The sequence below is a fragment of the Enterobacter cloacae complex sp. ECL411 genome (assembly GCF_021869665.1).
GTDB lineage: Bacteria > Pseudomonadota > Gammaproteobacteria > Enterobacterales > Enterobacteriaceae > Enterobacter > Enterobacter intestinihominis.
The window spans coordinates 604,425-623,492 of the sequence record NZ_CP091486.1 but is presented as its reverse complement, the minus strand read 5'-3'; the positions used below and the strand labels follow the sequence as shown (position 1 = coordinate 623,492).

The following is a 19,068-nucleotide window of genomic DNA, read 5'->3' as shown; positions in this document are numbered from 1 at the left end:
TCATGGGAAAATTAGCGTTAGCGGCAAAAATCACCCACGTGCCGTCAATGTATCTCTCTGAACTGCCGGGCAAAAACCACGGCTGCCGCCAGTCAGCCATCGACGGGCATAAAGAGATCAGCAAGCGCTGCCGCGAGCTGGGCGTCGATACCATTATCGTCTTCGACACCCACTGGCTGGTGAACAGCGCGTATCACATCAACTGTGCGGACCATTTTTCAGGCGTCTACACCAGCAACGAGCTGCCGCATTTTATTCGCGACATGACCTACGACTACGACGGCAACCCGGAACTCGGCCAGCTGATCGCCGACGAAGCGGTGAAGCTTGGCGTGCGCGCCAAGGCGCACAACATCCCGAGCCTCAAGCTGGAGTACGGCACGCTGGTGCCGATGCGCTACATGAACGCGGATAAGCACTTCAAAGTGGTCTCCATCTCGGCGTTCTGCACGGTTCACGACTTCGCCGACAGCCGCAGGCTGGGCGAGGCCATCGTCAGCGCCATCGAAAAATACGACGGCACCGTGGCGGTGCTCGCCAGCGGCTCGCTGTCGCACCGCTTTATCGACGACCAGCGCGCGGAGGAAGGGATGAACAGCTACACCCGCGAGTTTGACCGCCAGATGGATGAGCGAGTAGTGAAGCTATGGCGCGAGGGGCAGTTCAAAGAGTTTTGCAGCATGCTGCCGGAGTACGCCGACTACTGCTACGGCGAGGGCAACATGCACGACACGGTGATGCTGCTGGGGATGCTCGGCTGGGACAACTACGACGGTAAGGTGGAGTTTCTCACCGAGCTGTTCGCCAGCTCCGGCACCGGCCAGGTCAACGCCGTTTTCCCGCTGCCCGCGTAAGGAGCCACCATGCCGCATTTTATTGCTGAATGTACCGACAACATCCGCGCGCAGGCCGACCTGCCGGGGCTGTTTGCCAAAGTGAACGAGGCGCTCGCCGCCACGGGTATTTTCCCGCTCGGCGGTATCCGCAGCCGCGCCCACTGGCTGGACACCTGGCAGATGGCCGACGGCAAGCACGATTACGCCTTTGTGCATATGACGCTGAAGATCGGCGCGGGCCGGAGCCTGGAGAGCCGGGAAGCCGTGGGTGAGATGCTGTTTACGCTGATCAAAACCCATTTCGCGGCGCTGATGGCGGAGCGCTATCTGGCGCTGTCGTTCACCATGGAAGAACTCGATCCGACGCTCAACTACAAGCAAAACAACGTGCACGCGTTGTTTAAGTAGCCGTCTGCTCGCCCGGTGGCGCTGCGCTTACCGGGCCTACAACGGCCCCGAACGTAGGCCGGGATCGCTACGCGCCACCCGGCAAAAACAGGATATCGCCATGCTCGACAAACACACCCATACCCTGATCGCCCACCGCCTGCATCAGGCGGAACAATCCCGGGAGCAGATCCGCGCGATCTCGCTTGAGTATCCGGAGATCACCATTGAAGACGCCTACGCCGTCCAGCGCGAATGGGTGAGCCTGAAAATTGCCGAAGGCCGCGTGCTGAAAGGCCACAAGATCGGCCTCACCTCCAAAGCGATGCAGGCCAGCTCGCAGATCAGCGAGCCAGACTACGGCGCGCTGCTGGACGATATGTTCTTCCACGACGGCAGCGACATTCCCGTGGATCGCTTTATCGTCCCGCGCATCGAAGTGGAGCTGGCCTTTGTGCTGGCAAAACCGCTGCGCGGCCCCAACTGCACGATCTTCGACGTTTACAACGCCACGGATTACGTCATCCCTGCCCTGGAGCTGATCGACGCCCGCTGCCACAACGTTGACCCGGAAACCCAGCGCCCGCGCAAGGTATTCGACACTATCTCCGATAACGCCGCCAACGCGGGCGTGATCCTCGGCGGCCGCCCGATTAAACCCGACGAGCTGGATCTGCGCTGGATCTCCGCCCTGCTCTACCGCAACGGCGTGATCGAAGAGACCGGCGTGGCCGCAGGCGTCCTTAATCATCCGGCGAACGGCGTGGCGTGGCTGGCGAACAAACTCGCGCCATACGACGTGCAGCTTGAGCCAGGCCAGATCATCCTCGGCGGCTCGTTTACCCGCCCGGTTGCCGCCAGCAGAGGCGACACCTTCCACGTCGACTACGGCAACATGGGCTCCATCAGCTGCCGCTTTGTGTAAGGAGATGATCATGCAAAACGCATTCAAAGCGGCGCTGAAAGCGGGCCGACCGCAAATCGGGTTATGGCTGGGGCTAACTAGCAGCTACAGCGCTGAGCTACTGGCCGGGGCCGGTTTTGACTGGCTTCTGATCGACGGGGAGCACGCGCCGAACAGCGTGCAGACCGTTCTCACTCAGCTACAGGCCATCGCCCCTTATCCCAGCCAGCCGGTGGTGCGCCCGTCGTGGAACGATCCGGTGCAGATCAAGCAACTGCTGGACGTGGGGGTGCAAACCCTGCTGGTGCCGATGGTGCAAAACGCCGACGAAGCGCGGCTGGCGGTCAGCGCCACCCGCTATCCGCCCGCGGGCATTCGCGGCGTCGGCAGCGCGCTGGCGCGGGCGTCGCGCTGGAACCGTATCCCGGACTATCTGCATCAGGCTAACGACGCCATGTGCGTGCTGGTGCAGATCGAAACCCTAAGAGCGCTGAAAAACCTGCCGCATATCCTGGACGTGGACGGCGTCGACGGCGTGTTTATCGGCCCGGCGGATCTGAGCGCCGACATGGGCTTTGCCGGTAATCCGCAGCACCCGGAGGTGCAGGCCGCCATTGAGCAGGCGATCGCGCAGATACGCGCCGCCGGTAAAGCGCCCGGCATCCTGATGGCCAACGAGCAGCTGGCGAAACGTTACCTTGCACTCGGCGCGCTGTTTGTCGCCGTCGGCGTCGACACCACCCTGCTCGCCCGCGGCGCGGAAGCGCTGGCGGCACGCTTTATCGAACAACCGGTTACGTCAGTTAATAACAATAAATCCGTCTACTAAACGTAAGATCTGGAGCGCAGCATGACGACCTCTACCCTGCAAGATAAGAAAGCTATAGAACATCGCGTTATCAACAAGCTGTTCCGTCGTTTGATCGTGTTTCTCTTTATCCTGTTTGTCTTTTCGTTTCTCGATCGCATCAACATCGGCTTTGCCGGGCTGACGATGGGCAAAGATCTGGGCCTCACGTCGACCATGTTTGGCCTGGCCGCGACCCTGTTTTACGTCACCTACGTGCTGTGCGGGATCCCCAGCAATATCATGCTGGCGAAAATCGGCGCGCGGCGCTGGATCGCCGGGATCATGGTGGTGTGGGGCATCGCCTCTACCTGCACCATGTTCGCCACCAGCCCCGAAACGCTCTACGTTCTTCGCATGCTGGTGGGCATTGCCGAAGCCGGTTTCCTGCCGGGGATCCTGGTCTATCTCACCTGGTGGTTCCCGGCGTATCACCGCGCCCGCGCCAACGCGTTGTTTATGATCGCCATGCCGGTGACCATGATGCTCGGCTCGATCCTCTCCGGGTACATTCTGGCGATGGACGGGCTGTGGAACCTGAAGGGCTGGCAGTGGCTGTTCCTGCTGGAGGGGCTGCCGTCGGTAGTACTCGGCGTGGTGACCTGGTTCTACCTTAACGACACCCCGGATCAGGCCACCTGGCTGGATGATGATGAAAAGCAGGCACTCAAAACGATGATCGCCCGCGAGCAGGAACTGGCCATTGCGCACGTCGCCACGCCGCGATCGACGCTGCGCGAGGTGCTGACGCCCGCCGTACTGCTCTACACGCTGGCCTACTTCTGCCTGACGAATACGCTGAGCGCGATCAACATCTGGACGCCGCAGATCCTGCAAAGCTTCAACACCGGCAGCAGCAATATCGTGATTGGCCTGCTGGCGGCGATCCCGCAGTTTTGCACCATCCTCGGGATGATCTGGTGGAGCCGCCGCTCCGACAGGCTGAAAGAGCGAAAAAAGCACACCATCCTGCCGTATCTGTTTGCGGCGGCGGGATGGATGCTGGCCTCGGCGACCGATCACAGCCTGATCCAGCTGCTTGGCATCATCATGGCCTCAACCGGATCGTTTACCGCCATGGCGATATTCTGGACCACGCCGGACCAGGTGATTAGCCTGCAATCCCGCGCGGTGGCGCTGGCGGTGATCAACGCCATCGGCAACGTCGGGTCTGCCGTCAGCCCATTGCTGATTGGTATTCTGCGCGACGCGACCGGCAGCTTCAGCTCGGGGCTGTGGTTCGTGGCGGGTCTGCTGGTAGTGGGCGCGCTGGTGCTGACGCGCATTCCGATGACGCAGCGGGTTCAAAAGAGGAACGATCATGTGCCAGAGCCCTATCGCCAACATTGATATCAGCAAGGAGTACGACGAAAGTCTGGGCACCGACGATGTGCACTACCAGTCGTTCGCCCGCATGGCGGCCTTTTTTGGCCGCGACATGCAGGCGCACCGCCACGACCAGTATTTTCAGATGCATTTTCTCGACACCGGGCAGATTGAGCTGCAGCTCGACGACCACCGCTACTCGGTGCAGGCGCCGCTGTTCGTTCTGACGCCGCCGTCGGTGCCGCACGCGTTTATCACTGAATCCGACAGCGACGGCCATGTGCTGACGGTGCGCGAGGATCTTATCTGGCCGTTGTTAGAAGTGCTCTACCCCGGCACGCGGGAGGCGTTCGGCCTGCCGGGGATCTGCCTGTCGCTTGCCGACAGGCCTGACGAGCTGGCGGCGCTGAAGCATTACTGGCAGCTCATTGCCCGGGAATCCACGGAACAGCTGCCGGGCCGTGAGCATACGCTGGTCCTGCTGGCGCAGGCCGTATTTACCCTGCTGCTGCGCAACGCGAAGCTCGACGACCACGCTTCAGGCGGCATGCGCGGCGAGCTGAAGCTGTTTCAGCGCTTTAACCAGCTGACAGATGCTCATTACCACGAGCACTGGACGGTGCCGGAATACGCCAGCGAACTGCATCTTACCGAATCCCGCCTGACCGATATCTGCCGCCGCTTTGCCAACCGCTCGCCGAAACGGCTGATCTTCGACCGCCAGCTGCGGGAAGCCAGGCGCTTGCTGCTGTTTTCCGACAGCACAGTGAGCGAAATTGCCTGGCAACTGGGGTTTAAAGATCCGGCCTATTTCGCCCGTTTTTTTAACCGACTGACGGGGTGCTCACCCAGCGCATACCGGGCGCAGAAAGTACCGGTTTCCTGAACGCATCACGGTTCGTAGGACGGGTACGCGCAGCGCCACCCGCCGAAAAGCCGCACAGATCACAAAACAACATCCCACCCGAAAAGTACCTGCCGTTGTCCCAATCGTCCCTTCACGTTCCGCCCCTCTCACGCTTCAATTAAACAACAAAAACAAAACATAAATTTAACAACCATCTTCCGATACGAGGTCCCTATGAAGCCTGAAGATTTCCGCGCTGATGCCAAACGTCCGTTAACCGGTGAAGAGTATTTAAAAAGCCTGCAAGATGGCCGTGAGATTTATATCTACGGCGAGCGCGTTAAGGACGTCACTACCCACCCGGCATTTCGCAATGCGGCGGCGTCCATCGCCCAGATGTACGATGCCCTGCACAAGCCAGACATGCAGGATACCCTCTGCTGGGGCACCGACACCGGCAGCGGCGGCTACACCCATAAATTCTTCCGTGTGGCGAAAAGCGCCGACGATCTGCGCCAGCAGCGCGACGCCATCGCCGAGTGGTCGCGCCTGAGCTACGGCTGGATGGGCCGCACGCCAGACTACAAAGCCGCGTTCGGCTGCGCGCTGGGGGCGAACCCTGCCTTCTACGGTCAGTTCGAGCAGAACGCCCGCAACTGGTACACCCGTATTCAGGAAACCGGCCTGTACTTTAACCACGCCATCGTCAACCCGCCTATCGACCGCCATAAACCGGCGGACGAGGTGAAAGACGTTTACATCAAGCTGGAGAAAGAGACCGATGCCGGGATCATCGTCAGCGGCGCGAAAGTGGTGGCCACCAACTCGGCGCTGACCCACTACAACATGATTGGTTTTGGCTCTGCGCAGGTGATGGGCGAAAACCCGGACTTCGCGCTAATGTTCGTCGCGCCGATGGATGCCGAAGGGGTGAAGCTGATCTCCCGCGCCTCTTACGAGATGGTGGCAGGGGCGACCGGTTCCCCGTACGACTACCCGCTCTCCAGCCGCTTTGACGAGAACGACGCCATTCTGGTGATGGATCATGTGCTGATCCCGTGGGAAAACGTGCTGATCTACCGCGATTTCGACCGCTGCCGTCGCTGGACGATGGAAGGTGGCTTCGCCCGCATGTACCCGCTTCAGGCCTGCGTGCGTCTGGCGGTGAAGCTCGACTTCATCACCGCTCTGCTGAAGAAATCGCTGGAGTGTACCGGCACCCTCGAGTTCCGCGGCGTGCAGGCGGATCTCGGCGAAGTGGTGGCGTGGCGCAACATGTTCTGGGCGCTGAGCGACTCCATGTGCTCCGAAGCCACGCCGTGGGTAAACGGCGCGTACTTGCCTGACCACGCGGCGTTACAGACCTACCGCGTGATGGCGCCAATGGCCTACGCGAAAATCAAGAACATCATCGAACGCAACGTGACCTCCGGGCTGATCTACCTGCCGTCCAGCGCGCGGGACCTGAACAACCCGCAGATCGACCAGTATCTGGCGAAGTATGTGCGCGGCTCCAACGGGATGGATCACGTCGAACGCATCAAGATTCTGAAACTGATGTGGGATGCCATCGGTAGCGAGTTTGGCGGACGTCACGAGCTGTACGAAATCAACTACTCCGGTAGCCAGGATGAGATCCGCCTGCAATGCCTGCGTCAGGCGCAAAGCTCCGGCAACATGGACAAGATGATGGCGATGGTTGACCGCTGCATGTCCGAGTACGACCAGCACGGCTGGACCGTACCGCACCTGCACAACAACACTGATATCAACATCCTGGATAAGCTGCTGAAATAACGCAGCGGGAGGTTTCAATGCAATCTGAAGAACGCCTGCGTTTTCGCGACGCGATGGCCAGCCTGTCGGCGGCGGTGAATGTGGTCACCACCGAGGGCGATGCGGGCCGCTGCGGCATTACTGCCACCGCCGTCTGTTCGGTCACGGATACCCCGCCCTCGGTCATGGTCTGCATCAACGCCAACAGCGCCATGAACCCGGTCTTCCAGGGCAACGGCAAACTGTGCGTCAACGTGCTGAACCACGAGCAGGAGATCATGGCCCGCCACTTTGCCGGGATGACCAGCATGGCCATGGAGGAGCGCTTTGCTCTCTCCTGCTGGCAGAAAGGACCGCTGGCGCAGCCGGTGCTGAAAGGCGCCCTGGCAAGCCTGGAAGGTGAGATAACCCAGGTGCAAACCATCGGCACCCATCTGGTCTACCTGGTGGAGATTAAGAACATCATCCTCAGCAGCGAGGGGCACGGCCTGATCTACTTCAAACGCCGTTTCCACCCGGTGATGATGGAGATGGAAGCCGCGGTTTGATCCCGTTGCACAAAAAAACGCTAAGGTTTCCGCAAAGGTGCGCCGTTAACTATCCATAAGATAAATTTTTCGGGGCGGCTGACGACGTCGTCAGCCGCCCCCTTAACGCTGGAAAGTCTTATGGCCCCTTCACCCCGAAGCCGCTCGGCTGAGCGTCTGGTTGACATCATTATTGCTCTGCACCGCAACGGAAGCGTTAATCGCCGCGATCTGATGCAAAAATTTGGCATTACCGAACGTACGGTGTACCGCGATCTACAGGCCCTTTCCCCAATTATCGAACACGACGGCAAAGGACGCTATCAGCTGCTGCCCGCATATCAGCCCTGCCGCTGCACGCAATGCCCTGATGCGAACGACGAAACCCCGCAGGGCTAGATTATTCTCAGTGATCTCAATCACATATTTTCTCCCGCCGGGGGTGAGCCTTAACCACTCACCCTCGCTTTTGACCGCTCACGCATCGCTTTCAACCACTCACCCATTTACCGTGCTTTACACGCGCGAGGATCTGGCACGATCGCTCCAGCATTAATCAATACCTCCTCACAACGAACCCTGACCCTTTTTTCTTTACATAAAAAACCAGGTCTTACTATGGATACTAAAAAACTACTTAAGCACGTGCCCTGGGCCATCCTCGGGATCATCGGCGCTTTCTGTCTGGCGGTTGTCGCATTACGCCGGGGCGAGCACGTCAGCGCCCTGTGGATCGTGGTCGCGTCGGTTTCCGTCTATCTTGTGGCTTATCGCTACTACAGCTTGTACATCGCGCAGAAGGTCATGAAGCTCGACCCGACGCGCGCCACCCCGGCGGTCATTAACAATGACGGCCTGAACTATGTGCCAACCAACCGTTACGTGCTGTTTGGTCACCACTTCGCCGCCATTGCAGGCGCGGGTCCGCTGGTCGGTCCAGTGCTGGCTGCGCAGATGGGCTACCTGCCGGGTACGCTCTGGCTGCTCGCGGGCGTGGTGCTGGCGGGAGCGGTGCAGGACTTTATGGTGCTGTTTATCTCCTCGCGCCGTAATGGTTCGTCGCTGGGCGAGATGATCAAAGAGGAGATGGGCCGCGTGCCGGGCACGATCGCCCTCTTCGGCTGCTTCCTGATCATGATCATCATCCTGGCAGTGCTGGCCCTGATCGTGGTGAAAGCGCTGGCCGAAAGTCCGTGGGGCGTCTTCACCGTCTGCTCTACCGTGCCGATTGCGCTGTTCATGGGCATCTACATGCGCTTCCTGCGCCCTGGCCGCGTTGGCGAGGTGTCGGTCATCGGTATCGTGCTGCTGGTCGCCTCCATCTACTTCGGCGGCGTGATTGCCCACGACCCGTACTGGGGCCCGGCGCTGACCTTTAAAGACACCACCATCACCTTCGCGCTGATCGGTTACGCGTTCATCTCAGCGCTGCTGCCGGTGTGGCTGATTCTGGCTCCGCGTGACTACCTGGCGACCTTCCTGAAAATCGGCGTGATCGTCGGGCTGGCAATCGGGATTGTGATCATCAACCCGGAGCTGAAAATGCCGGCGGTGACGCAGTACATTGACGGTACCGGTCCGCTGTGGAAAGGCGCCCTGTTCCCGTTCCTGTTTATCACCATTGCCTGTGGTGCCGTGTCTGGCTTCCACGCGCTGATCGCCTCCGGCACCACGCCGAAGCTGATGGCCAACGAAACCGACGCGCGCTTCATCGGTTACGGCGCGATGCTGATGGAATCCTTCGTGGCGATCATGGCGCTGGTAGCGGCGTCGATTATCGAGCCTGGCCTGTACTTCGCGATGAACACCCCACCAGCGGGTCTCGGCATCACCATGCCAAACCTGCATGAGATGGGCGGCGAAAATACCGCGCTGATTATGGCGCAGCTGAAAGACGCCAGCGCACACGCGGCGGCGACCGTCAGCTCCTGGGGCTTCGTGATTTCGCCTGAGCAGATTATGCAGACCGCGAAAGACATCGGCGAACCATCCGTGCTGAACCGCGCAGGTGGCGCACCGACGCTGGCGGTGGGTATCGCACACGTGTTCCACAAAGTGCTGCCGTGGGCGGACATGGGCTTCTGGTACCACTTCGGTATCCTGTTTGAAGCGCTGTTCATCCTCACCGCGCTGGATGCCGGTACGCGTGCAGGCCGCTTCATGTTGCAGGATCTGCTGGGTAACTTTGTGCCGTTCCTGAAGAAAACCGACTCTCTGGTAGCAGGTGTTCTGGGTACTGCGGGCTGCGTAGGTCTGTGGGGTTACCTGCTGTATCAGGGCGTTGTAGACCCGCTGGGCGGCGTGAAGAGCCTGTGGCCGCTGTTCGGCATCTCTAACCAGATGCTGGCGGCTGTGGCCCTGGTGCTGGGCACCGTTGTCCTGGTGAAGATGAAACGCACCAAATACATCTGGGTAACCGTGGTGCCTGCGCTGTGGCTGCTGCTCTGCACTACCTGGGCGCTGGGTCTGAAACTGTTCAGCACCAACCCGCAGCTGGAAGGCTTCTTCTTCATGGCTAACCAGTACAAAGAGAAGATTGCCGCAGGCGGCGCGGATCTGACTGCGCAGCAGATTGCCAACATGAACCATATCGTGGTGAACAACTACACCAACGCGGGTCTGAGCATTCTGTTCCTGGTGGTGGTGTACAGCATTATCTTCTACGGCATTAAAACCTGGATGAAAGTGCGTAATGCCGATGGCCGTACGGACAAAGAAACCCCGTACGTGCCGGTGCCGGAAGGCGGCGTGAAGACGTCTTCACACCATTAATAAAATGGCGGGTGGCGCTGCGCTGACCCGCCCTACAACGTTACTGTAGGCCCGGTAAGCGTAGCGCCACCGGGCTTTTTCTTATCAGGACACGTTATGTTTGGTAACTTAGGCGAAGCAAAAAAATACCTCGGTCAGGCGGCGAAAATGCTGATTGGCATTCCGGACTATGACAACTACGTTGAGCATATGAAGACCAACCATCCGGATAAGCCGTACATGACCTACACTGAATTCTTCCGCGAGCGTCAGGAAGCGCGCTACGGCGGAAGTGGAGAAGGCGGCGTCCGCTGCTGCTAAAGGAGAAACCATGACCCCGATTGCCGTTACACTTCTGACCGGTTTTCTCGGCGCCGGTAAAACCACCCTGCTGCGCCACATCCTGAATGAACAGCACGGCTTCAAAATCGCCGTCATTGAAAACGAATTTGGCGAAGTCTCCGTTGACGATCAGCTGATTGGCGACCGCGCCACGCAGATCAAAACCCTGACCAACGGCTGCATCTGCTGCACCCGCTCCAGTGAATTAGAAGACGCCCTGCTGGACCTGCTCGACAGCCGCGATCGCGGTGACATCGTCTTCGACCGTCTGGTGATCGAGTGCACCGGCATGGCCGATCCCGGCCCGATTATTCAGACCTTTTTCTCCCACGATATTCTGTGCCAGCGCTACCTGCTGGACGGCGTCGTCGCGCTGGTGGATGCGGTACACGCCGACGAGCAGATGAACCAGTTCACCATCGCCCAGTCTCAGATTGGCTACGCCGACCGCATTCTGCTGACCAAAACCGACGTGGCGGGTGAAAGCGAAAAACTGCGTGAGCGCCTGACGCGCATCAACTCGCGCGCACCCATTTATACCGTGACGCACGGCGATATCGACCTGTCTCAGCTGTTCAACACCAACGGCTTTATGCTGGAGGAGAACGTCACCGCGAAACCGCGCTTCCACTTTATGGCAGACAAGCAAAACGACGTAGCGTCGATTGTGGTGGAGCTGGACTACCCGGTGGACATCAGCGAGGTCTCGCGCGTGATGGAGAACCTGCTGCTGTCGTTTGCCGACAAGCTGCTGCGCTATAAAGGAATGCTGTGGATCGACGGCGAGCCGAACCGCCTGCTGTTCCAGGGCGTTCAGCGCCTGTACAGCGCCGACTGGGATCGTCCGTGGGGCGATGAACCGCCGCACAGCGTGATGGTGTTTATTGGAATACAGCTGCCGGAAGAGGAAATTCGGGCAGCGTTTGCGGGACTGAAAAAGTAAATCGTCGCTCCCTTTTAAACAGTAAAGGGGGCGTATTTCATTAAGGCAAAATGCGGGTTTCGCCCTTTCTGTTTGCAATATTGTCTGTTAATGTTCTTATCATGAATGAAATCATGCTTTGATTAATATTGGTTACAATATTAATTAATTGGATTTATATAATTTTCATGAATTGGTAGGCGTAATATGGCAATCATTATTCCCACGGTTAGCAGCTGTAGCGAGAAAATTACGGCAGGAGAAAAAAGACTGGCAAGGCTTCTGGAGGGTGGGCTCAGCGAACAATGTACCTGCTGGTATGATATCCGAATGGGAGACAAAGACGATCATCCTGATTTTGTGATTCTGGCCCCCGATAAAGGGCTGCTGTTTATAGAAGTGAAAGACTGGTATATCACAAAAATAAAATCGGCTAATAAAACCCATATTAATTATGAAACCAAAAACGGCATAGAGCCGTTGAAGAACCCACTCGAACAAGTTCGACAATATACCTTTCATATCATCAATAGCCTGAAAAAAGATCCCCTGCTTCGCCAGAAACAGGGAGAGCATGAGGGCGGTTTTATTATGCCGTATGGATACGGTGTTTATTTGAGCAACATCACTCGGGCACAGCTGGAAAAGAGTTTTACACCTGAGGAGTTGAATGAAATATTGCCCGCCAGCCAGGTGATATGCAAAGACGAACTCAACGAGTTTATGACTCGAGAACAAATCTCTGGCCGGCTCGAATCCCTTCTCAAACATCACTTTGTTCATAACACAACACCACAGCAGCTCGACCGCATCCGGTGGCATCTTTATCCCGATGTCCGCATTAACCCATCCGTTACGCGGGTTGACCTGGATAATTTTACTTTCCACACCCCTGATGTGGTATGCATGATGGACAGGAACCAGGAACAACTCGCCAGAAGTATGGGGGCGGGACACAGGGTAATTCATGGCGTGGCAGGTTCGGGCAAAACGCTCATTTTGCACCACCGATGTATTGAGCTTGCCAACAACATTGAAAACACCAAACCGATACTGGTGATTTGCTACAACATTACGCTGGCTAAAAAACTCAAAGCGCAGCTCGAACAGCATAGCCTCAGACTTCCCGTCGAAGTTATCCATTTCCACGCCTGGTGTTATCAGCAATTAAACGCGCATCGGCGTCTTCCCCCCAGGAGCAAAAACTTTATTGAGCTGATGGAGAATGCGCTGACGGTGGCATTTGAAGAGGGAGCAATCAAACCGGAGCAGTACAGCGCCGTTTTGATAGATGAAGGACACGATTTTAAACCGGAATGGCTAAGAATCCTCGCCAAAATGCCGGACAATAAAGATAGCTCCCTGCTGTTTCTGTACGATGACGCTCAGTCAATTTATCAGAAAAAGAAAGCTCTCGATTTTACCCTGTCCAGCGTCGATATAAAGGCTCAGGGCCGTACAACTATTTTGGATACCAATTATCGCAACACCCGGCAAATACTCCATTTTGCCAGCAGCGTAGCATTTAATTATCTCAATAATCACATAGAAGCTTCTCTCAAATACCAGCAGCCTGCCGCAGGTGGCCTGTCCGGGAAGTATCCCGCGCTGGCCAGCTTTGATAATCAGGACGAGGAGATTACGCGCGTCCTCGATTGGGTCACAGAGCAGCGACAGGAAGGTGTTGCGTGGTCAGAAATCGCTATACTGTGCCCCTCAACCTACAGCATTTCAGGCATGCTCGCGCCAAGGCTTGAAGCCCGCAAGATCCCATACCAGATGATTGTCTCCAGCGATGATAAAAAGCACTGGTCCCCGCAGAATGATTACCTCTGCGTCATGCCGCTGCCCAGCAGCAAGGGGCTTGAGTTTAATTCGGTCGCCATTATGGATGCGGCAAAGGAAAGGGACAGTGAAGATCTGAGTGACGATATCAAGCGCCTTTACGTCGGCATTACCCGCGCACGACAGAATCTTCTGGTGACAATGCACGGAACCGGAAGCCTGCGAGATCATCTGGTCGAGACCTGGGAAAAGAGCGTTAAGTCGATCTAACTATTCCGCGTTGAAAAGTATCTGCACCGAACAATCCCCTCTCCCCTGTGGGGAGAGGGCCAGGGTGAGGGGTAAAGTCCAATATTATTTCAACGCCTCCGGCAGCGTCACAATCCACAGCTCGCTGTCGGAATCCGGCTTCTTCAGCGGCTTGACGCTGAGGGTAGTTTCAACCGCTTTGTCATCCAGCGTCAGCTTGCCTTCCGCGTTCACCCGATAATCCTTGAGCTTCTTGCCCTCGGCCGGGTTGTGCATCGCCACCTTCACGCCAAAGTCATTATCGTTCGCCACCGCCAGCGTTTTGTCGTCAATCAGCGCCAGCCCTTCGGCCTTTTCCTGCTGCCAGCCCAGCGCACGCAGATCGACCACCTGCGTTTTTTCCGCAAGTGTAATGCCGCGCTGCGCCAGCGTTTTCTCATCGTCAAATTCCGGGTATTCGCCCGGCTTGTCGAAGGCGGCCAGATCGCTCGCCTTGCTCAGATCCACCCTGTAGATGAGGTTACGCATTGCGTCGTTTTTATCTTCGCCCTGTTCAATCAGCAGGATAGTGTGGTTATCCAGCGCCACGATATCGCCGATTTTGGCGTCGCTGTTTTTGCTGTAGGCCGCGCTGTCGATAGGGTAGCCGTGCATCGCGGTTTTTCCGGTCGCCGGATCGAAGCTGACCAGTCGCGTAAACAGCGCCTGCTTTTTGCTCTTCCCGTCGATATCCAACGTACTCTGGACAGCGGCGATAATACGTCCGTCCGGCATGCGGGTCAGGCCTTCAAATCCCCGGTTTGCCTGGCGCCATTTGATAACATTTGGCAGACCGCCCGCGATGGATTTCTCCCCTTCCGCCGCCTGTGGGCCGTGGATCGCGAGGATTTTCCCTTTACTGTCAATATTAATCAGGAACGGGCCATACTCATCGCACAGCCAGTAGCCGCCCTTCCCGTCCGGCGTGATGCCTTCCGTATCCAGCCCGCGGTTATCGCCTTTCAGCACTTTTAAGGTGTCGCTTAGCGCGATTTCATTGGTGGAACCAATCACGCCACTTTGCAGCGGCAGACCGTTGATTTCGCCTTTATCGTCATGCAAAGGACGCGCGTCCACGGCCTCCGCTTTACCGTTTTGCACGCGGATCGTCATTAGCTGCGGGGCGAAATCCGGGGTAACAAAGATTTTAGCGTCATTTTTCCCCATTTTTGGCGAATCCGCGTTAGGACCGCGATCGGTCACGGTCATAAACGTCAAGGCGTCGCCCTGCTTGCCCATAAACAGCAGGCCAGAGCCAATCCCCACAGGCAGCCCGTTCGGAAACGCGCTGGCAAACGCACCGCTGTATTTGACATGCGCGCCTTCGGGAAAACTGACGACGTAACGCTCCGCGGTTGGCTGTGCCGCCAGGCCAGAGAAAGAGAGCGCACAACCAATTAGCACAGGAATGATTTTTCTTTTCATAGTGTTAGCACCCAGTAAGTGAAGCCAACAACGTAATGAAGAAACGTGTCAGAAAAATGACATGGTGAAAGCGGTTCGGCACGACGGGGCGTATAGCCACCTCCAGAAATGTAAACCTGTGTCTTTATCTGTGACAACTGAAACACTTTTGGAAATTATTAGAAACTCAATTAATTCATCCTGAACTAATTTTTCCGACCCGTTCAGCGTACGTTTAATGAGAATCCTGAACCCTTCCTAAACGCGAATGCATTACGTATTGACTCCTTGCCGGATCAACATTCGAACAACATTTAAAATTCAAAAACCAAACAAAATCAGCATAAAAACGTGACAAGCATCGCATTTGCAGAGATAAACAGCTCTTGTTAAGGTGCCCTCAGATTAATTTGATGACGAGGAAAAACTCATGAAAAAGCTCAACGTTCTCCTTCTTTCCGCTCTGACTGCCGTATCGGGCTCCGCACTGGCCATGGGCGGCAGCATTGAGCAGGGTAAAAACTTTACCAACCTGAATGTGGAAATGGGGAAATCAACCTCCGGTCTGTACACCGAAGGTAGCTGGCTGAAAAACACCGATGACGGCACCACAACCGGTGGCGTAGGTGCAGGCTACAACTTTGAAGTCGGCCCGGTGATGCTGAACGCAGGCGCTAAGGCCCTCTACGTTGGCCCGAAAAAAGGCGATAACGGCGTGGCGTTCCCGGTCGGCGGCGGTGTGAACGTTGCCCTGACCGACAGCATCAGGGTATTCGGTGAAGGCTACGTTGCGCCAGACGGCCTGAACAACAGCGTGAAAAACTACGTTGAAGCGAACGGTGGCGTAAGCTGGACGCCAGTGAAGCCGGTGACGCTGAAGGTGGGTTATCGTCACGTGAGCGTTGATGGTAAAGACGGTCGTCCTAACCACACGCTGATTGACGGCGCATATGTTGGCGGTGGCGTGTCCTTCTAAGCCTGTTTGCCCGTTTCGCCCGGCGGCGCTACGCTTGCACGGGCCTACAATGAAGGGTGCAATTTATGAATATTATTGCACCTTGTAGGCCGGGTAAGCGCAGCGCCACACGGCAAAAAAGGCGATGAGACTGTTAATAAAAAAAAACCTGCCGGATGGCAGGTTTTTTTATGTCCGACATTACTTGCGAACGACCACCAGCTTCTGGTTCACAAACTCTTTGATCCCCAGGTCCGACAGCTCGCGTCCGTAACCCGAACGTTTTACGCCGCCGAACGGCAGTTCTGCCGCCGTATCGGTGAGCCAGTTGATGTACACCATCCCGGTCTCAATACGCGATGCCATCTTCTTCGCGCGCTCAATATCCTGGCTGAACACCGCTCCGCCCAGGCCGTAGTGGGAGTCGTTCGCCAGCGCGACCGCCTCGTCGTCGTTTTTCACCACGTAAATCTGCGCTACCGGGCCAAAGAACTCTTCGAAGTACGCCGGGTTGTCGCGTGAGATGTTGGTCAGGATGGTCGGCTCAAAGAAGCTCCCGTCTCGCTGCACAGGTTTGCCGCCATAGTGCAGCGTAGCGCCGTTTTTCACCGCCTCGTTAACCTGTTTGGTCAACGTGTCGAGCGCGTCTTTAGAGGACAGCGGCCCCAGCGTGGTGCTTTCGTCCAGCGGATCGCCAATCTTCACCTGCTTAAATGCCTCGGTGAATTTGCTCAGGAAGGCATCGGCAATCTTTTCATGCAGGATAAAGCGCTTCGCCGCGGTACAGACCTGCCCGGCGTTGTTGAGCCGTGCGTTAACGCCGATCTTCACCGCTTTATCCAGGTCCGCATCGTCGAGCACCACGAATACGTCGTTACCGCCAAGCTCCAGCGTGGATTTCTTAATGTGCTTCGCTGCCTGGGCCGCTACCACGCTGCCCGCTTTTTCTGAACCGGTTAGCGCCGCGCCCTGTACGCGATCGTCAGCGATGATGTTCGCCACCTGATCGGACGAGATAAACAGGTTGGTCCACGCCCCTTCCGGCGCGCCCGCCTCACGCACCAGATGGGCGAAGGTTTCCGCACAGTGCGGCACAATGCTGGCGTGTTTAGCGATGACAGGGTTACCCGCCGCCAGGTTTGGCGCCAGAACGCGCATCAGCTGATAGTACGGGAAGTTCCATGGTTCGACGGCCATCAGCACGCCGATGGGGTGATGTTCAACCCATGCTTCCCCGAGTTCAGAGTCATACTTCACCGGGGCCAGGAACTGCTTCGCGTTGTCCGCATAGTAGCGGGCGATTTGCGCGCACAGCTTCACCTCGCCGCGGCTCTGTTCGATGAGCTTACCCATCTCCTGGCTGGCGATTTTCGCCAGCTCCTCCACGCGTTCGTCGATCAGGTCCGCCAGCTTATGCAGTACCGGCAGGCGCTGGCTTATGTCGCCTTTCGCCCAGTCGGAGTGATAGAGCGCATCGGCTGCCTTCAGCGCCGCTTCAACATCTGCGTCAGTGTGGGAGGGATATTCTTTGATGAGCTGGTTAGTGGCAGGATTTACTGTCTGATAAGCCATATCGAATCTCCATGTTTTACCGCTTAGGGTATTAAGGGTAGTCAACATGACTGGCTATGGACGTAAAGTTGGGTATATCCGGAAGGTTCTGAGTAAAGCGATGCCATACCGTGGCTGGCGTGGTATAAAAAACCTTCATAAGGAGTTGATATGACCGATACCCGCCACATCCGTCAGACCTTTCACCGCGCCTCGGGCCTTGAACTACGCAGCACGTGGCAGAGCATGCAGGCGTACAAACGCCATTGCCACCCTCAGCTCTCCATCGGCGCAATTGTGGAAGGCCAGACATGCTGCGTGTGTAATGGCAGAGAATACATCCTCCAGCCCGGGGACCTGATTGTGATCCCGGCTTATGTCCCACACAGCTGCAACCCTGTTGCCGGGCAGCCGCGTAGTTATCATATGCTTTATATCGATACGGACCTTCCCCTTGCGGTTCAGGTGATTAGCAACGCTACGCTGTTTATGTATTACCGGGAAGTTGTTGAGAGGATGTCCCCTGCGTCCGTGGACAGGCTGCTTGCTGCCCTTCCCCATTGCATGGATGAGGCAGAAAAGCCTGGATCAACCAGCCAGCAGGTTCAGCAGGCATTTCTTTCCAGTCTTTCCAGCCCGCCTTCCCTCGACGCACTTGCGCAACGATTCTCGCTGCGAAAGGAGACGCTGATCCGTACCTTCAAGAAGGACACGGGCCTGACGCCTGGCAGCTTCCTCAATATCTCCCGCGTAGAGTACGCCAAAGCGCGGCTGCGTGCCGGGGATGATATCGCCGATGTCGGCTACCAGAGCGGGTTTGCCGACCAGAGCCATTTTCATAAGACCTTTGTGCGCTACACCGCCGCCACACCGCGCCAGTACGCTACGGGCCGATCAATATCAGACAATAAATAGGTTCTGTGTTTTCGTACTCTGGCCCCAGTTTTGCATTCTGAGGTCGCTATGGAACTGTTCTTCCCTTCCGCTTTTCTCGCCCTGGCGCTGGCGCATTTTGTTGCCCTGTTAAGCCCGGGCCCGGATTTCTTCCTGCTGATGGGCTACGCCGCCCGCTACCGACTGCGCGGCAGCGCCGGATTGTGCATCGGGATAGCGGCAGGAAACGGGCTTTACATTTTGCTGGTCATTATGGGATGGAGCGCGCTGCGTCAGTTCGCGTGGCTGTTCACGTTGATTGAATTATCCGGCGCACTGTATTTGCTCTGGATCGGCTCGCATCTTGTACGCAGCCGACCGCAGACGCTGGCGCTAAATGAAACACATGAGCGCTGCCCCTCGCTACGTAAGCAGATCCTGCTGGGGCTGGGTTCGGCGCTGTTGAATCCCAAAAACGCGTTGTTCTACCTGGCGCTGATGACGGCGTTACTCGGGCCGGACGTCACGCTGCTTCAGCAGGCGACCTGCGGCGTCTGGATGGTGATGGTAGTACTGGTATGGGATTTTGCGCTGGTGTCGCTGATGGGGTTACCGGCGGTTCAGCGAAAGCTCAGCCGTTCGCTCTGGCTGATAGAGCGCACGGCGGGGGTGGTATTGATGGGGTTTGGTGGGTGGGTGCTGTGGCGGTTTTTGCACTTTTCCCCCGTATCCCTCTATCCTTAACCC

The 19,068-nt window shown here is 57.1% G+C and carries 18 protein-coding genes; 16 read left to right on the top strand and 2 right to left on the bottom strand.

The genetic code is table 11. From position 1 onward, the window contains the following. Window positions 1-2 precede the first annotated feature (2 nt). The 13 genes from hpaD to L3069_RS02950 all read left to right on the top strand — a co-directional run bounded on the left by hpaD (window position 3) and on the right by L3069_RS02950 (window position 13,520). Window positions 3-854 carry a 3,4-dihydroxyphenylacetate 2,3-dioxygenase gene (hpaD, locus tag L3069_RS03010; protein WP_022646958.1) on the top strand — a complete coding sequence of 284 codons (852 nt, stop codon included), beginning with the start codon at window positions 3-5 and terminating at the stop codon, window positions 852-854. A gap of 9 nt (window positions 855-863) precedes the next feature. After that, window positions 864-1,244 carry a 5-carboxymethyl-2-hydroxymuconate Delta-isomerase gene (locus L3069_RS03005; protein ID WP_038415253.1) on the top strand — a complete coding sequence of 127 codons (381 nt, stop codon included), beginning with the start codon at window positions 864-866 and terminating at the stop codon, window positions 1,242-1,244. 100 nt (window positions 1,245-1,344) lie between these two features. Further along, a complete protein-coding gene (gene hpaH / locus L3069_RS03000; RefSeq protein ID WP_015572593.1) occupies window positions 1,345-2,148 on the top strand; it encodes a 2-oxo-hept-4-ene-1,7-dioate hydratase in 804 nt (267 codons plus the stop codon). A gap of 10 nt (window positions 2,149-2,158) precedes the next feature. Then, window positions 2,159-2,956: a 4-hydroxy-2-oxoheptanedioate aldolase gene (hpaI, locus tag L3069_RS02995; RefSeq protein ID WP_038415251.1), complete on the top strand. Its 798-nt coding sequence runs from the start codon at window positions 2,159-2,161 to the stop codon at window positions 2,954-2,956. A 21-nt stretch (window positions 2,957-2,977) separates the two neighbouring features. Next, window positions 2,978-4,324: a 4-hydroxyphenylacetate permease gene (gene hpaX, locus L3069_RS02990; RefSeq protein WP_032625355.1), complete on the top strand. Its 1,347-nt coding sequence runs from the start codon at window positions 2,978-2,980 to the stop codon at window positions 4,322-4,324. After that, entirely contained in the window at window positions 4,296-5,186 is an 891-nt protein-coding gene (hpaA, locus tag L3069_RS02985; protein ID WP_022646953.1) for a 4-hydroxyphenylacetate catabolism regulatory protein HpaA, read from the top strand. Before hpaX ends, hpaA begins: the two co-directional genes overlap by 29 nt. Before the next feature lie 195 nt (window positions 5,187-5,381). After that, complete coding sequence (gene hpaB / locus L3069_RS02980; protein WP_038415248.1) at window positions 5,382-6,944, top strand: 4-hydroxyphenylacetate 3-monooxygenase, oxygenase component; 1,563 nt, start codon at window positions 5,382-5,384, stop codon at window positions 6,942-6,944. A gap of 17 nt (window positions 6,945-6,961) precedes the next feature. Next, window positions 6,962-7,471, top strand: a complete 510-nt coding sequence (locus tag L3069_RS02975) for a 4-hydroxyphenylacetate 3-monooxygenase reductase subunit (protein WP_038415246.1) — start codon at window positions 6,962-6,964, stop codon at window positions 7,469-7,471. Window positions 7,472-7,591: 120 nt separating this feature from the next. Then, window positions 7,592-7,849: an HTH domain-containing protein gene (locus L3069_RS02970; RefSeq protein WP_022646951.1), complete on the top strand. Its 258-nt coding sequence runs from the start codon at window positions 7,592-7,594 to the stop codon at window positions 7,847-7,849. A 219-nt stretch (window positions 7,850-8,068) separates the two neighbouring features. After that, the gene (locus L3069_RS02965) at window positions 8,069-10,222 is read left to right on the top strand and encodes a carbon starvation CstA family protein (RefSeq protein ID WP_022646950.1); all 2,154 of its coding nucleotides are present in this window, start codon (window positions 8,069-8,071) and stop codon (window positions 10,220-10,222) included. A 96-nt stretch (window positions 10,223-10,318) separates the two neighbouring features. Further along, a complete protein-coding gene (locus tag L3069_RS02960) occupies window positions 10,319-10,522 on the top strand; it encodes a YbdD/YjiX family protein (RefSeq protein ID WP_003856610.1) in 204 nt (67 codons plus the stop codon). A gap of 10 nt (window positions 10,523-10,532) precedes the next feature. Then, window positions 10,533-11,486: a GTPase gene (yjiA, locus tag L3069_RS02955; RefSeq protein ID WP_038415244.1), complete on the top strand. Its 954-nt coding sequence runs from the start codon at window positions 10,533-10,535 to the stop codon at window positions 11,484-11,486. A gap of 186 nt (window positions 11,487-11,672) precedes the next feature. After that, a complete protein-coding gene (locus tag L3069_RS02950) occupies window positions 11,673-13,520 on the top strand; it encodes a 3'-5' exonuclease (protein ID WP_038415242.1) in 1,848 nt (615 codons plus the stop codon). 84 nt (window positions 13,521-13,604) lie between these two features. Here the strand turns inward: L3069_RS02950 and L3069_RS02945 are convergent, their stop codons facing one another. Further along, a complete protein-coding gene (locus L3069_RS02945; RefSeq protein ID WP_038415241.1) occupies window positions 13,605-14,963 on the bottom strand; it encodes an esterase-like activity of phytase family protein in 1,359 nt (452 codons plus the stop codon). 409 nt (window positions 14,964-15,372) lie between these two features. On the opposite strand from L3069_RS02945, the gene L3069_RS02940 reads away from it, so the two are divergent. Continuing rightward, window positions 15,373-15,918 carry a YfaZ family outer membrane protein gene (locus L3069_RS02940; RefSeq protein ID WP_023299248.1) on the top strand — a complete coding sequence of 182 codons (546 nt, stop codon included), beginning with the start codon at window positions 15,373-15,375 and terminating at the stop codon, window positions 15,916-15,918. Between the two features lie 180 nt (window positions 15,919-16,098). Here the strand turns inward: L3069_RS02940 and L3069_RS02935 are convergent, their stop codons facing one another. Then, window positions 16,099-17,469 carry an NAD-dependent succinate-semialdehyde dehydrogenase gene (locus L3069_RS02935; RefSeq protein WP_023305391.1) on the bottom strand — a complete coding sequence of 457 codons (1,371 nt, stop codon included), beginning with the start codon at window positions 17,467-17,469 and terminating at the stop codon, window positions 16,099-16,101. 150 nt (window positions 17,470-17,619) lie between these two features. Between L3069_RS02935 and L3069_RS02930 the strand changes: the two genes are divergently transcribed. Further along, window positions 17,620-18,363: an AraC family transcriptional regulator gene (locus tag L3069_RS02930; protein ID WP_038415238.1), complete on the top strand. Its 744-nt coding sequence runs from the start codon at window positions 17,620-17,622 to the stop codon at window positions 18,361-18,363. 48 nt (window positions 18,364-18,411) lie between these two features. After that, window positions 18,412-19,065 carry a LysE family translocator gene (locus tag L3069_RS02925; protein ID WP_022646942.1) on the top strand — a complete coding sequence of 218 codons (654 nt, stop codon included), beginning with the start codon at window positions 18,412-18,414 and terminating at the stop codon, window positions 19,063-19,065. Window positions 19,066-19,068: the final 3 nt, after the last annotated feature.

What these genes read in the sequence shown, in the direction of transcription:
- L3069_RS02950 (WP_038415242.1), top strand. Translation starts at nt 11,673, where the DNA reads ATGGCAATCATTATTCCCACGGTTAGCAGCTGTAGCGAGAAAATTACG.
- hpaH (WP_015572593.1), top strand. Translation starts at nt 1,345, where the DNA reads ATGCTCGACAAACACACCCATACCCTGATCGCCCACCGCCTGCATCAG.
- hpaA (WP_022646953.1), top strand. Translation starts at nt 4,296, where the DNA reads ATGTGCCAGAGCCCTATCGCCAACATTGATATCAGCAAGGAGTACGAC.
- L3069_RS02970 (WP_022646951.1), top strand. Translation starts at nt 7,592, where the DNA reads ATGGCCCCTTCACCCCGAAGCCGCTCGGCTGAGCGTCTGGTTGACATC.
- hpaX (WP_032625355.1), top strand. Translation starts at nt 2,978, where the DNA reads ATGACGACCTCTACCCTGCAAGATAAGAAAGCTATAGAACATCGCGTT.
- L3069_RS02945 (WP_038415241.1), bottom strand. Translation starts at nt 14,963, where the DNA reads ATGAAAAGAAAAATCATTCCTGTGCTAATTGGTTGTGCGCTCTCTTTC.
- L3069_RS02925 (WP_022646942.1), top strand. Translation starts at nt 18,412, where the DNA reads ATGGAACTGTTCTTCCCTTCCGCTTTTCTCGCCCTGGCGCTGGCGCAT.
- L3069_RS02960 (WP_003856610.1), top strand. Translation starts at nt 10,319, where the DNA reads ATGTTTGGTAACTTAGGCGAAGCAAAAAAATACCTCGGTCAGGCGGCG.
- L3069_RS02940 (WP_023299248.1), top strand. Translation starts at nt 15,373, where the DNA reads ATGAAAAAGCTCAACGTTCTCCTTCTTTCCGCTCTGACTGCCGTATCG.
- hpaI (WP_038415251.1), top strand. Translation starts at nt 2,159, where the DNA reads ATGCAAAACGCATTCAAAGCGGCGCTGAAAGCGGGCCGACCGCAAATC.
- hpaB (WP_038415248.1), top strand. Translation starts at nt 5,382, where the DNA reads ATGAAGCCTGAAGATTTCCGCGCTGATGCCAAACGTCCGTTAACCGGT.
- L3069_RS02930 (WP_038415238.1), top strand. Translation starts at nt 17,620, where the DNA reads ATGACCGATACCCGCCACATCCGTCAGACCTTTCACCGCGCCTCGGGC.
- hpaD (WP_022646958.1), top strand. Translation starts at nt 3, where the DNA reads ATGGGAAAATTAGCGTTAGCGGCAAAAATCACCCACGTGCCGTCAATG.
- L3069_RS03005 (WP_038415253.1), top strand. Translation starts at nt 864, where the DNA reads ATGCCGCATTTTATTGCTGAATGTACCGACAACATCCGCGCGCAGGCC.
- L3069_RS02965 (WP_022646950.1), top strand. Translation starts at nt 8,069, where the DNA reads ATGGATACTAAAAAACTACTTAAGCACGTGCCCTGGGCCATCCTCGGG.
- L3069_RS02975 (WP_038415246.1), top strand. Translation starts at nt 6,962, where the DNA reads ATGCAATCTGAAGAACGCCTGCGTTTTCGCGACGCGATGGCCAGCCTG.
- yjiA (WP_038415244.1), top strand. Translation starts at nt 10,533, where the DNA reads ATGACCCCGATTGCCGTTACACTTCTGACCGGTTTTCTCGGCGCCGGT.
- L3069_RS02935 (WP_023305391.1), bottom strand. Translation starts at nt 17,469, where the DNA reads ATGGCTTATCAGACAGTAAATCCTGCCACTAACCAGCTCATCAAAGAA.